The following is a 14,066-nucleotide window of genomic DNA, read 5'->3' on the forward strand; positions in this document are numbered from 1 at the left end:
TGTTCGCGGGCATTTGTCTATATGCAGATATATTGAGTTTAGTTTCAGGGGATCAGTCTTCCTCGGCATATACTGGTCTTTTAATACCGTTATCGTAAGCTTTTAAATTCTTTTTTAGCAGCTTGCGTGCTACGTGGATGCGGGTTTTAACGGTACCGATAGGGATATCCAGTTCGTCGGCAATTTCGTGGTATTTATGCCCTTCAAAATACATCGTAAAGGGTACGTAGTAGTCTTCGGGTAAGCGATCTAAAGCTTTTTTGATATCGTCCATCACAAATTTGGCTTCGCCCTGATTTTTGGTTGAGCTGAATACCAGGTTTGGCGATGATATCTCGTCAGACTTGGTAACAAAGGTGCTCATCTTAACAAAACGACGGTAATTGTTGATGAAAGTATTTTTCATGATGGTATATAACCAGCCTTTAAGGTTAGTGCCTTCTTTAAACTTATTATAATAAGTTATGGCTTTCAACATTGTATCCTGAACAAGGTCGTTAGCATCATCGGCGTCGTGAGTGAAGTGAAGTGCGTATGACCGCAATGAACCAGCCTGACGCAGTACCATGGTGTTAAACTCAATCTTTGTCATGTTGTTAATGTTTTAGTGATCAACTCTAAAACAAACATGATACCGCTTTATTTAATAAGGAAACCAGGCGGTGTTACAATAGAGGCAAAAGCTCTTTTACAGCTTGTTTCTCAACTTATATAAAATTACAATTTGTTGATAATTAGGCTATTTTTAAAAAAGTCAGCTAAAAACCGGACAGTGCAGGAGACACGATGTTCACAAAAACAGAATTTTTATACAGTGTATAGTTTTCTGTATACTTTTTAAAACAGTTGGCTTTTATTACAGAATATTTACTTCGCGCTGCAGGGTAACGCCGAATTTGGCCTGTACACTATCAATAATAGCTGCCGACAGGTCGAAGATCTCCTGCCCTGTTGCGCCGCCATGATTAACCAGCACCAGGGCCTGGTTTTTCCAGGTGCCGGTATGGCCTATTATCTTACCTTTCCAGCCGCATTGCTCGATGAGCCAGCCGGCCGCCAGTTTAACCAGGCCATCTCCGGCAGGGTAATGTACCACTTCGGGAAAGTTTGTCTTTACGGTTTCAAACTCTTCGCTGCTGATGACCGGGTTTTTAAAAAAGCTGCCCGCGTTGCCTATGGTCGACGGGTCGGGGAGTTTGGATACGCGGATATGCGATACCACATCGGATATATCTTTGATCGTTGGCGCGGTAATACCACGGTTAGTAAGTTCCTGTGCGATAGCGCCGTAACGGGTATTGATATCGGGAATGAGCGACAGTTTGAATTTTACTCTGACAATAATGTACTGACCGGGCAGCTGTTTAAATATGCTTTCGCGATAAGCAAAATGGCAATCGGCTTTGCTGAAGGTTTTAAAGGTACCGGTAGCGATCTCGAATGCCTCGCACGAATCGAATACATCTTTGAGTTCCACACCGTACGCGCCGATGTTTTGGATGGGCGATGCGCCGACCGAACCTGGTATGAGGCTCAGGTTTTCGACACCGGCAAATTGCCATTTAACGCAGTACTGTACAAATTCGTTCCAAACTTCGCCTGCGCCGGCTTCTACAAAAACTTCGTTGTGATTGATGCGGTGTTCGATGCCGCGGATATTCATCCGGATAACCAGTCCGTCGAAATCCCGGGTAAGTAGCAGATTGCTGCCGCCACCCAGTACCAGGCGCCCGGTGGTTTTCCATTGCGGGTCCATAAAAAGCTCAACCAGGTCGCCGGCATGATCGATCTCTACAAAATAACGGGCATTGGCGTCGATACCAAAGGTGTTAAAGTTTTTAAGCGATACGTTTTGGTGGATCTGCAGCATAGTATCTAAAATATAAATTTATAACAAAGCTTTTCAATTCCCTCCTCGGGGAGGGGTGCGATGGGCTGTGATGTGGCAGGGAGGGGTTTATTTGTGGCTATGACGTAGAAACCCCTCCCTACACCCTCCCAAGGGAGGGAATCGCACATGCCAATGCTTTTATCGTGATTTAATCTTTTTAATTCTTGTCCTTTTTTACTGATAATATATTGACCAAATAAAAATGATCGAGCGTTTTGTAGCGCTGTTTCTCTAAAATAAACGGTAAAGTTAAGTTCTCCTGCGGATAGTCGTCAAAAGCCTTGATCACCGTATAGTTAACCTTCTGATAATCCATTTGTTTAACCAGATTATCGTCGATCAGGACGACCGCGTTTGGGTCGACAGGTTTTGCCAGTAACCTGCTTAGCGATGTTACCTCGATGGGCCTTGGTATATAAAACGGAAAAGCGTTAGGGATAGCGCAGATCACGATGATTGGCTTATCGGCCAGGTGCTCGTTAACATAGGCTGACGCCTGTACTTCGGGCTTGTAACGGAGCAGAACCGGATAAACCACCGATATAAAATAAGCATTTAGCCAAACGGCCACGCAACAGGTAAATAAAAACAGGCTGTAATATACCGATCGCCCGTTTTTATAAATGTACCAGGTTAATAAACCCAAGGCGAGCGTAATGGCCGAAAACGTTAAAAACCGCCCGGGCGAGAAAATAAAGTTGAGCCCGATAAAGGCTATGATCAATAAACCTGTAACAATATACTGCGTGATCTTGAAAAATTTACCCTTGTTTGTGCTGATGACGTTTTGTACGTAAACCGCTGTGATAATGGAAAATAACGGGAACAGGATATTGGTATAAAAAGGCAGCTGGAATGCAGAAATAGAGAAGATGAACAGCATTACCCCGGCGCCGGAGATGCATACATACTCGGGCATCCGGATGCGGCTGACCATTTTTTTGATGGTAAAGAACACCGACGCATAAAACAGGAAGCACCAGGGCGCATAGGCCCAGAGCAGCGTGTGTAAAAAGAAGAAATAGCTGCCATCATCGCGCTTAATATAACCAGTGCTGTTAAAGCGGCCGAACTGGCTATCCCACAAAAACCATTTGATACCCGATACGCCCTTGCGATGAAATACCGTTTTTTCGGGGTGCAGGTCGAACTGGGTATATAAAGTGTATATCTCGGGCAAAACAAATATCGCGGTAAGCGCCACGGCAAACAGCCATCGCCATTGAAACAGGCCTTTAAAATCGCCTTTAAAAATATAATCGCCGATGATGGCAAAACCGATGGGGATGAGCAGGTAGATACCCTTGGTCATCACCGCGCAGCCGGCAAACAGCGAGCCTAAAAGCAGATCGCGTAAGCCAAACTTTTCCTTCAACCCATAAAAATGATAAACACTGCCCATCAGCAGGCCCATAATATAAGGCTCGGCACGCACATCGGTGTTCGACATGATGGTGTGCTGGGCGGTGAGCAGGATGAGCACGGCGATCAGCGCGGTTTCGACACCGTAAAACTTTTTGGCCAGTTTATAGGTGTAGATAACCGACATAAAATAGAAACAGAGCGCGGGCAGCTTATAAGCCACGGTATTAATGCCAAATATTTTAAAGCTGACAGCAATAACCCAGAACGGGAAATGCGGCTTATCCAGCCAGTCGACTCCCTGGAACATCAGGTTGGCGTAATTATGGCTCTCCACCATATTACGGGCAATCAACCCGTACAGGCCCGGATCATCAGTAAAAAATTTAGTGGTAATGCCCGCAATGTTGATCAGGATGCCTAAGATGAAAACCAGCAAGAATGGCCGGTTTTTAGCTGATAACAGGTATTGATACGCTGAGCTGTAAGCGAATAAAGAATGATTGATTGAAGGCTGATCGTTCACTGCCTCAAAGATAACGGGATTGCATTGATTACTGAAAAATGATTATACGGATTATTGAAAGCGGTTAAATGTACGGCAGATATTATGACGACGATTTAAAAAGGCTTTTAAAAGCGTTTTTAATCTTCTTAAAAATATCTTGCTTACGGGGTTTGGGCTGCCCGTCATGCGTAATGCCGTGTTCAAAATTATATTCCAGAACTAACCCATATTGCCGCGTTGCTTCGTCGTCGGCTTGTTTAAGGCCCTCGATAAAGGGGCGTGCCGAGCTGTTAAGCTGTGCATTTTGCGAAACGGTATAATAACGGCTCGGCTTTAAATACTTGCCATTATTATTGATCGGAAACTGGCCGTTCTCGCTAAACAGATCGATGTGGTAAATTTTAGGGTTAAGGGCCCGCAGGCGTTTGGTGCCTTCGCGCTCGTTACGCCAGGGGTGTTCTTTATATTTGAGCTGCTCGGCCAGGAATGACTTTTTCCAGACAGATACCTGGTGCGACATCAGGAACTTGCTTTCTTCATTATTCAATACCGAAACCGAAAGCCCATCGATATAATTGCCTGTTGATGTGGTTTGGTATACATCGTTGCTGGAAAGCTTAAACAGGTTAATGTCTTTATCCAATGCCAAAGAAATAACCTTATTAATGGTTTCTGCCGATACAGGCCGGCTTAACCACATATCTTCCTGGAAATAGATAACGAACTCCTCGGGTATCTGGTTCAGGCCGTTCAACAGCCTGTCGCTCCACTCGCCCTTACCGGTTTTAATGTTGGTAAAAAGGTCAGACGGATAATCAGTTTCTTCGGTAAGGAAATAATATTTGATGCCGATCTCATCAAAAGGCCAGTTGCGTTTAAAGAAATACTCAAAACCCCGGTACAACAGCTGGTACCTGTCGCAAGCGTGAACGATCAGGGCAATATTATTCATTAGGTTACAAATGTAACTGATTGGTGATTTTGGTCAAGGAGAAATAGTTTATATATGTAAAGTCCCGGACAAACCAGGCCGGCTGCTTACTCAAAATGAAAAATCTTGTTTAAATTATCTCGCGTACTTTTTCACCATGCCCTCAACAATTGCAGCTGTTTCATCCGGAAAATCTACTTTCACACGTTCGCTGCCCGCTACCCATTTTTTGAGTTCGGGTACAAAGTTATCGTCTATTTCTTTGATTACCGGCACACCTAACTTTGAAGCGGCAAGAGCGTTGCATTGCTGTTCGTACTGGTCGGTCATGGGTATCATCAGCACCTTTTTTTGCAGGAACAGCGCCTCAGCCGGACCCTCAAAGCCACCACCGGTAAGCAGCCCCTCGCAATTGGCCATACTGGTATTAAAGCCCTCGTTGTTTACCCGGCTTACCGTTACATTGCCCTCGGTATAAGTGCTGGTTGCACGTTTCGAAAACACCTGCCAGGGCACATCGATCTGCTTCAGGTATCTCACCAGCGTTTTATCATCGTAAGCAGGCAGGTAAACGCTGTAATGGCCTTTATTCTGCGGTTCGAGTGCGCGTATCTCGCTGCGGATAACCGGGGTATGGATAAAATCGTCGTACCTGTCGAAGTGGAAGCCAATATGGTAGTCGGTTGGCGAATAGTATTTTAACAGCAGTTCGGCAAAATTCCATTTGTCGGGGCGCGGGGTTTTAGGCGAAATAAATGAACACTGGTGGCTCAACGATACCGATTGTACCTTTTGAAGTTTACAGGCCCAGGCCGTGACCGGTTCAAAATCGTTAACGATCAGATCGTATTGCTTTAATGGGATATGGCGCATATCGCGCCACAGCTGCCGCAGGTCCATCAATTTGTAGGTGGCCCATTTATCGATACCACCCTTTTTACCGAAAACAAAGCTGGCACCATGCAGGCGATATTTTAAAGCCTGAGGAAGTGATACTTCGGCTTCGGTACCACTGATAAGTAAATCGAGCTCGCCATATTGCTGCAATAGCGGAACAATTTCGCGCGCGCGGCTGATGTGTCCGTTACCTGTACCTTGTATAGCGAAAAGTATCTTCATTTGCTGATGCCGGTGGTAAATATAGATAGTTTAACCGCAAATGCGGCTCCGGCTGTATTATATTAATGTAAAATGTGACGGTAATTAATGCGCTTCCTGTTTAAAGCGCTCCAGCAGGTCGATCACATTCATCTTGGCATCAAGGTCTTCCGAATCGGTTTTGTCGTCATCTTCAACCTCAATAATATAATGCGCAGGCTCGTATTTATAAATACCCCATTGCCCGTTATTGTATTCGAGCGCGGTGAGGCTCTCCACCCAATCGCCCGAGTTAAGGTATAGCACCGAACCGGTTTTATCGGTATTGGGTATCTCGCGTATCTCAGAGTGATGGATATGGCCGCAGATTACGTAGTCGTATTTTTTATCCACGGCCAGGTCGGCAGCAGTTTGTTCAAACTGATTGATAAAAGCCACAGCATCTTTAAATTTAGCCTTTACCTTTTGCGAAAAGCTCATTTTTTGCCTGCCGATGGCGGTCAGGAACCAGTTGACCATACTGTTGATGATGATGAGCGTATCGTACCCAACCGCGCCCAGCTTAGCCAGCCATTTGGAGTGCTGCATGGTTACGTCGAACACGTCGCCATGAAATATCCAGGCTTTTTTGCCATCGATGTTAAGTACCACCTTATTTAAAAGCTGGAAACTGCCCAGGTTAAAATCGGCAAACTTGCGCAGCATTTCATCGTGGTTGCCGGTAAGGTAGTAAACAGGGATGCCGTCGGTCACAAACTTCAGGATACGGCGCAGTACCTTGGTATGTGCTTCGGGGAAGTAGGATTTACTAAACTGCCAGATATCGATGATATCGCCGTTAAGGATCAATATCTTGGGTTTGATGCTTTTCAGATAGCGTAAAAGCTCCTTAGCCTGGCAGCCGTATGTGCCCAGGTGCACATCAGAAACCACTACAATATCAACCTCGCGCTTTGCCATTACAATAAGTATTTGGGGTACATTTTAAGGGTGAGGCTTGCGTTACGGCGGGGAGAGCGCCGGTTAGAGCTTGAGTTAGCGCCGGGAGGTTACTCGTCGTCGTCTTCCTCATCAACTCTTAGATCGAAAGGGCTGATGTAAAATATACCCACCAGGATGAGTAAAAAGCCCACTTCGAATAAATGTATTAACTCCTGATTCATTGCCTCGAATATTAGGTGCAAATATCTGAATGCCAGATTATCTGAATATTAAGACAACGTTAAATGACAAATGTTTAGTGCCTGCCGAATTTTTTTTCGATACGCTCCAGTTGCCGCAGGTGATGGCGGGTATGGATGCTGATAAAACGCAGCCACTGCCGGGCATTAAGTAAACCCAGGCGCGGATGTTTTACTTTGATGAACGAGGACGATTTGCTGATGGCTCCGGCTAACTGTTCGACGCGTTTTTTAACTTTAACGATGTTGTTGCGCGCCTCTTCCTTATCGATATTGGTAACCATAGCGGCAAATTTGGCCGGGGCCTTGATCTTTACCGGCGGGAAGCGCCCTGTTAAAAACACCAGGCTTGCCAGCAGGCCCAGGCGTTTGTTGTCTATCTGGCCGGTACCGTTGATACACCTTTCGATCGCGACGAGCGAACCCATGTTAGCCTGCATAATGTGGCAGTATACTTCGCCGCAGCTCCAGCCGCCGCCTGGCGGCGTTTGGTTGAACAGATCGTCGGGCAGTTCGTCCAGCTTACGACGGTACTCGGCCAAACTTTCTTCCAATGCCTTTTTATCCGAAGCGATGCTCATAGCAACAAAGTTAACTCATTTAAATTGCTTATCTGCAAGGCAATATGCTCTGGCTTAGGTAACCCGGCCGGGTTAAAATAAATGGCATCCATCCCAAAGTTCAGGGCGCCCATCACATCCGCTTCCAGGCTGTCGCCTATCATGATACTTGTCTCCTTCTCAGCTCCGGCGGCATCCAAAGCGTGCTGAAAAATTGCCGGGTCGGGTTTGTTCGCGCCTACATCTTCCGAGCAAATTACCTGGTCGAAATATTTGCCGATATCCGTACCGTTTATTTTTTGCCCCTGCGATTCTTTAAACCCGTTGGTTATCAAATGAAGCGTGTATTTACCGTGCAGGTATTGCAGGGTTTCGTGCGCGCCTTCGAACAAATTGGTTTTGGTTGGGCATATACGCACGTAGTCGTCCTCAAACCGTACCGGTATCAGCTCCGGGCTCAGGCCCATCTCTAAAAAGGTTTTTTTAAAACGCATTTCGCGCAGGGTGACCTTGGTTATTTTACCCAGATGATAATCGGCCCAAAGCTGGTGGTTGTTCTTAGTATAGGTTTCGATAAACGCTTCGGCGGAGGGCAAACCTAATTCGCTCAATTTATAAACCGCATAAAGTTCCTGAAGGGTTTCTTCGGCGTTTTTATCAAAATCCCAGATGGTATGGTCGAGGTCGAAGAATAGGTGACGGTAGATTTTCATTTCGGATTTTTCGCTATTGTTTGTTTTTAGCGGCGCTCAAGAGGGCTGCGCCGTTTCGGATGTTCGATTTTGGATTTATCATGATGTGCAAAGCTAATTGGATTTCGGATGCTGATGCTCGATTTTTGGATTTTTCTTCAGCCCCTAAGGGGGCAGCAATACAAAACCGCGTTAGGGATAGCAGCGCCCGCCTGCCGGACGGGCAGGGATACCGGCCTTGTGGCTAATGCCTCGTGCAGTATGAGCGCCCGCCTGCCGCACGGGCAGGGATAGCCCGCCCGCAGGGAACGCCCTCTTTTATTAAAAAGCCCCGAAAAAGCTACTTAACCTCCAAAAAAATTCGTTCACTCAACAGTTCAAATTAAAATAAACGTTTTAATAATCCAAATACCCCTGCTCCTTCTGTCTTACCTTATCCATTTTCACCCACTCCCCATATCACCCTTTTGTAAAAAACTGCTGACCTTAAACTATTTACGCATTTGGAGCGTATAGTACATATCGACGTTAGTTTTTACTAATGTTTATATAAGGTTTGATTTTAGGGGGAACCACGGGTTGGCTCCCCTTTTTTATGTTTGCTAATTTTTGTAGTTTTGTTTTGGTCGGGATTGCACCGATTACCATTTGATTTCACCGATGGTTTTTATCGATGTTATCCTCCGCGATATCGCAATACGCATATCGCAATACGCACTTCTCTACTATGGAATTTAAACTAACCTCGAACTATCAACCCACCGGCGATCAGCCCGAAGCCATCCGCCAGTTGGTTGAAGGTGTAAACAACGGCGATAATTACCAAACCCTGCTGGGCGTTACCGGCTCGGGCAAAACTTTCACGGTAGCCAACGTGATACAGCAAACGCAAAGGCCCACGCTCATTTTGAGCCACAATAAAACACTGGCCGCGCAATTATACGGCGAGTTTAAGCAGTTCTTCCCCGAAAACGCGGTGAACTACTTTGTAAGCTATTACGATTATTACCAGCCCGAGGCGTTTATCCCATCGTCGAACACGTATATCGAAAAGGACCTGCAGATCAACGACGAGATCGAGAAACTGCGTATCCGTACCACTTCGGCGCTCATGTCGGGCCGCAGGGATGTGATCGTGGTATCGTCCATTTCGTGTATATACGGTATGGGAAACCCGGAAGATTTTGCCAATTCGGTGTTCCGTTTTGCGGTAGGCACGCGCATTAGCCGTAATGCTTTTTTACACCGCCTGGTGGAAATTTTATACGCCCGCACCACTGCCGATTTTACCCGCGGCAGTTTCAGGGTTAAAGGCGATGTGGTGGATGTGTACCCTGCCAATATGGATGTGGGTTACCGCATATCGTTCTTTGGCGATGATATTGAGGAGCTGAGCACTTTCGATCTGAAATCGGGTAAGACCATCGAGAAAATGAAAGATATGGTGATCTACCCGGCCAACCTGTATGTTGCCCCGCGCGAGCGTTTCCAACAGTCGGTCTGGGCCATACAGGAAGAACTGGAAGTGCGCAAAAAGCAGTTTATTGATGATGGCCGCTTTTTGGAAGCCAAACGCCTGGAAGAGCGGGTGAACTACGACCTGGAAATGATACGCGAACTGGGTTATTGCTCGGGCATCGAGAATTACTCGCGGTTTTTCGATGGGCGCAAGCCCGGCGCAAGGCCGTTCTGCCTTTTGGATTACTTCCCGGACGATTACCTGATGGTGATTGACGAGAGCCACGTTACCGTACCGCAGATACGCGCCATGTATGGCGGCGACCGTTCGCGTAAGATATCGCTGGTTGACTATGGCTTCCGTTTGCCGGCGGCTTTGGATAACCGGCCTTTAAACTTCCAGGAGTTTGAGCGCCTGGCGCCGCAGACTTTATACGTGAGCGCTACGCCCGGCGATTTTGAATTGGAGAAAAGCGGCGGCGTAGTGGTGGAGCAGGTGATACGCCCGACGGGCCTCCTGGACCCAAGCATCGAGATACGCCCGGTAATTAACCAGGTGGATGACCTACTGGATGAGGTAGATAAGACCATTAAGTTAGGCGACCGCGTTTTGGTGACCACCCTCACCAAACGCATGGCCGAAGAGCTGGCTAAATATATGGACAGGTTGGGCATCAAATGCCGCTACATCCACTCGGAAGTGAAAACTTTGGAGCGCGTAGAGATTTTGCGCGGGCTGCGCCTGGGCGAGTTTGATGTGCTGATCGGCATTAACCTGCTGCGCGAGGGGCTCGATTTGCCCGAAGTAAGTTTAGTGGCGATTTTGGATGCGGATAAGGAAGGTTTCCTGCGCTCTGAGCGATCACTGATACAAACCATCGGGCGCGCCGCCCGTAACGACCGCGGCCGGGTGATTATGTACGCCGATAAGATAACCGACTCGATGCAGGTAACCATCGAAGAGACCGACCGTCGTCGCGATAAACAGATAGCTTATAATCAGGCGCACGGCATCGTACCTAAAACTGTTGGTAAAAGCAAGGAAGGTATCATCGAGCAAACATCGGTGGTAGACTTTAAAGGCGGCGTGCAGCGCGCTTATGTTGAAGAAAATACCACAGCAAGCCTGGCTGCCGACCCGATAGTGCAGTATATGACCAAGGCCGAGCTGAAAAAATCGATAGAGAACACCAAAAAAGATATGCTGGCAGCCGCCAAAGACATGGATTTTTTACTGGCCGCACGCCTGCGCGACGAGATGTTTGCGCTTGAGAAAATGATGGAAGAGAAGTTTTCTTAGTAGTCCGGAAAGTCGGGAAGTCAGAAAAGCCGAAAGACAGAGATCAGGAAGTACATGCAAATATCTTGCGGACTTTCCGGACTAAAAACCTTTCGGACCAGAATACGTAACAAACTTGTTATAAACAAGATAGCTGGATTAAAGCAGGATGTTTGTTACCTTTAGGTTGAAACAATAACTGACCCCTTCTTATCATGAAACGTAAAATCCCATGCGGCTTCGCGGTGCTCTTCAGCACGTTGTGGCTGCTTAACGCAACTGCTCAAACTACCGCCCCCACTGCACAAATCTTACCTAAGGCCCCGGCAGATGTAAATATCGACGGGCAACTGGGCGAATGGAACGAAACATCATTCATCTATAACAACGAAAGCAAGATCAAATACATCGTTAGCAGTGATGATAACTACCTGTACCTGACAGCTAATCTCGACCAGCGTGCCATCAGGCAAAAAGTATTGGGCGCAGGTGTTACATTATCGATAAATACCGAGGGCAAAAAGAAAAAATCATTCAGCCTTACTTATCCTGTGCCGGTTACCGACGATAACCTGAATTATATGGAAAAGCAGCATGCACGGCAAACCCATGCCAAAGCCAGTGGCTTTAAAGGGGTTGACGATGACATGGTACTGCCCGACCCGCATGGCTTTAAAGCAGCCTTTGCCTTTAAAGACGAAGGCGGAATGGGCTATGAGGTGGCCATACCACTAAAAGCCCTCAATATGAAGCCCGGAACAAGTAGCCTGAATATCAATATCACGATAAACGCGTTGGATAAACCGTCGATGGGTGGTGATGCACCTGCGACTTCGCCGGCTGGCGGAGGCGGGCGGGGCGGATCGCGCGGCGGGGGCGGACGGGGCGGATCGCGGCCGCCATCAGGAGCTCCCGGCGATGCACGTGACGATACGCCCGCGGATTTATACACCGCTACCGAGTTTTGGCTAACTTACACTTTGCCAGGTAAATAACAGCCTGACGGCCAGTTTGTAACAAAACTGTTGCGCGCCTGATATTCATCCAAATTTCATTTTGAGCGGGTATTGTTGCCATACATCTGTATCGCAATGAAAATTAACTTTACCTGTTCCCTGCTCCTATCCGGTTTAATCATATCGGCCATCAGTTGTTTTGCCCAAAAAGACAGTAAACAATATATGCAAAAAGCTCCTGCCGATGTGAATATCGACGGCAAATTAACCGAATGGGGCGATTCGCTGGCTTTATACGATATCAAAACCAAACTGAATTATACCATAGCCAATAACGACACCGACCTGTATGTAATAGCCTATGTAACCGACCCGAAGTTACGGCGCAAGATCATGGCGGCGGGTATTACGGTTTCGGTAAATCCGGAAGGCAAAAAACATAAAACCTACAGCCTGACCTATCCTGTTCCGGATGGTTCGGCGATATTTAAACCCCATACAGGCGACGAGGATGGCGAGGATATCAGGAAACCTACCCTGTTGCAGTCAACCAGTATCAGGGTAACCGGCTTTAAAAATGTGGAGAGCGATGTGATCACCACCGCTAACACTTATGGTTTTAAAGCCGCCGTTAAATTTGACGATAAGCATAACCTGGTTTACGAGACGGCCATCCCCATCAAAATGCTGAACATTAAGCCCGGCAAAAACGAGGAGTTAGAGATCAATATCCAGGTTAACGGTGTTGAGCGCCCTGTCAAAGGCGGGGGCGTGGAAAGCGGCGGTATGAGTGGCGGAGGCCGCGGCATGGGCGGAGGCGGAATGGGTGCTGGCGGCATGGGCGGAGGCCGCGGAGGCAGGCACGGCGGTGGCAACATGGCCGGAGGCCTGGGCCGTCCGGATGCTTCGGGCATGAGCGAAGCGAGCGATTTTTGGGTTAAACTGGCCCTGAATACCCATTGATTTCTTTGCAGAAATGATTTAAAATTAGTATATTGTGATGATATGGGTAACCGGCATATTGGTATTTTTCGGCCTGGAGCATGTATTATCGATATGCGGGCCGCTTACCGGTGAAAGTTCAGAAAAATCGTAAGTGGATACCGCCCGTTGCAGTGAAATACCCATAAATACCCATGTGCCTGCGTTAGGGATGGAAGTGGATACCGGCCGTGCGTGGGCTAAGGGCAGGCCGTGGTTAATGCCTGAAGGCGTATGAACGGATAGACCGGCCCGCAGGGAACGCCCTTTAAGTCAAAATGAAAAATTAAAAAGTCAAAAAAACGACTTGCGTAGTTGCTCTGCCTGTGGGGTGCTGAAACAAGTTCAGCATGACTTCATTTAAAATACCCATGTGTTTTTGAGCCGAAAAACAAAATGTTATTTAAGACACCCATAAATACCCATGTCCTAAAGACAAACTTTCAAACATTACAACATTGAAACTTTTCAACCTTATCAAAATACCCACAAATACCCCCAAAAAAAACTTCCATTCATTTCTTCGGAGATCGGGGAACAGAAACCCTTTCGGCATTATCCTTTACAAAAGCTGCCCAGCCGGTTTTGGCTTTTTTACCGCCGCCGATACTCGATGTGCCTTTTACACTGATCTTTTGAAAAGCATGGCAAACGGCCACGGCCAACCCGTCGGTAGCATCTAAAAACTGCGGGGTTTCGGTAAATTTGAGCAGGGTTTGCAGCATGGCGGCTACCTGCTCTTTGGTAGCGCTGCCATTACCTGTAATGGATTGCTTTACCTTACGGGGCGCGTACTCGGCAATCGGTAAATTGCGAGATAACGCAGCTGCCATGGCCACTCCCTGTGCACGGCCAAGCTTGAGCATTACCTGGATATTTTTACCATAAAAAGGGGCTTCGAGCGCCATGCAATCGGGATGGTATTCATCGATGAGGCTGATGGTTTTTTCGAAGATGCGTTGCAGTTTGAGCGCATGGTCGTCAAGGTGATCCAGCTTCACAACGCCCAGGCTGAGCAGCTCCACTTTTGACCCGGTTTCTCTGATCAAACCGTAGCCCATCACCGCCGTACCCGGGTCGATACCCAATATTACACGTTCTTTCACATTTTGCGCTTGCATCAAACAAGTATAAGCAAAGCTTAACGTTATGTTAAAACAAATTAATAA

General features: G+C 47.1%; 13 protein-coding genes. 4 read left to right on the forward strand and 9 right to left on the reverse strand.

Features of this window, described 5'->3' with window-relative positions; translation table 11 throughout:
• Positions 1-52: 52 nt before the first annotated feature.
• From BEL04_RS20515 to BEL04_RS20550, 8 genes are all read right to left on the reverse strand, one after another.
• Positions 53-592 carry an RNA polymerase sigma factor gene (locus BEL04_RS20515; protein WP_066007013.1) on the reverse strand — a complete coding sequence of 180 codons (540 nt, stop codon included), beginning with the start codon at positions 590-592 and terminating at the stop codon, positions 53-55.
• Positions 593-856: 264 nt separating this feature from the next.
• Complete coding sequence (gene murB, locus BEL04_RS20520; RefSeq protein WP_066007015.1) at positions 857-1,870, reverse strand: UDP-N-acetylmuramate dehydrogenase; 1,014 nt, start codon at positions 1,868-1,870, stop codon at positions 857-859.
• A gap of 178 nt (positions 1,871-2,048) precedes the next feature.
• Entirely contained in the window at positions 2,049-3,779 is a 1,731-nt protein-coding gene (locus tag BEL04_RS20525; protein WP_066007017.1) for a glycosyltransferase family 39 protein, read from the reverse strand.
• Between the two features lie 82 nt (positions 3,780-3,861).
• Entirely contained in the window at positions 3,862-4,713 is an 852-nt protein-coding gene (locus BEL04_RS20530; RefSeq protein ID WP_066007018.1) for a hypothetical protein, read from the reverse strand.
• Between the two features lie 114 nt (positions 4,714-4,827).
• Positions 4,828-5,811, reverse strand: a complete 984-nt coding sequence (locus BEL04_RS20535; protein WP_066007019.1) for a glycosyltransferase family protein — start codon at positions 5,809-5,811, stop codon at positions 4,828-4,830.
• 84 nt (positions 5,812-5,895) lie between these two features.
• Positions 5,896-6,750, reverse strand: coding sequence for a UDP-2,3-diacylglucosamine diphosphatase (locus BEL04_RS20540; protein WP_066007020.1), 855 nt, complete (start codon positions 6,748-6,750; stop codon positions 5,896-5,898).
• Between the two features lie 277 nt (positions 6,751-7,027).
• Entirely contained in the window at positions 7,028-7,552 is a 525-nt protein-coding gene (locus BEL04_RS20545) for a DinB family protein (protein WP_066007021.1), read from the reverse strand.
• Positions 7,549-8,244, reverse strand: a complete 696-nt coding sequence (locus tag BEL04_RS20550) for a YjjG family noncanonical pyrimidine nucleotidase (protein WP_139113125.1) — start codon at positions 8,242-8,244, stop codon at positions 7,549-7,551. The genes BEL04_RS20545 and BEL04_RS20550 overlap by 4 nt, the downstream gene beginning before the upstream one ends.
• Before the next feature lie 114 nt (positions 8,245-8,358).
• Between BEL04_RS20550 and BEL04_RS24460 the strand changes: the two genes are divergently transcribed.
• The 4 genes from BEL04_RS24460 (at position 8,359) to BEL04_RS20565 (ending at position 12,879) form a co-directional block, all read left to right on the forward strand.
• Positions 8,359-8,517, forward strand: a complete 159-nt coding sequence (locus BEL04_RS24460; protein ID WP_175404124.1) for a hypothetical protein — start codon at positions 8,359-8,361, stop codon at positions 8,515-8,517.
• 433 nt (positions 8,518-8,950) lie between these two features.
• Entirely contained in the window at positions 8,951-10,981 is a 2,031-nt protein-coding gene (gene uvrB / locus BEL04_RS20555; RefSeq protein WP_066007023.1) for an excinuclease ABC subunit UvrB, read from the forward strand.
• A 194-nt stretch (positions 10,982-11,175) separates the two neighbouring features.
• Positions 11,176-11,955: a hypothetical protein gene (locus tag BEL04_RS20560; protein ID WP_066007025.1), complete on the forward strand. Its 780-nt coding sequence runs from the start codon at positions 11,176-11,178 to the stop codon at positions 11,953-11,955.
• A 96-nt stretch (positions 11,956-12,051) separates the two neighbouring features.
• Positions 12,052-12,879 carry a hypothetical protein gene (locus BEL04_RS20565; RefSeq protein WP_066007027.1) on the forward strand — a complete coding sequence of 276 codons (828 nt, stop codon included), beginning with the start codon at positions 12,052-12,054 and terminating at the stop codon, positions 12,877-12,879.
• 533 nt (positions 12,880-13,412) lie between these two features.
• Here the strand turns inward: BEL04_RS20565 and ruvC are convergent.
• Complete coding sequence (gene ruvC, locus BEL04_RS20570; protein WP_066007029.1) at positions 13,413-14,018, reverse strand: crossover junction endodeoxyribonuclease RuvC; 606 nt, start codon at positions 14,016-14,018, stop codon at positions 13,413-13,415.
• Positions 14,019-14,066 lie beyond the last annotated feature (48 nt).

It is taken from the genome of Mucilaginibacter sp. PPCGB 2223 (genome assembly GCF_001705515.1).
Taxonomy (GTDB): Bacteria; Bacteroidota; Bacteroidia; order Sphingobacteriales; family Sphingobacteriaceae; genus Mucilaginibacter.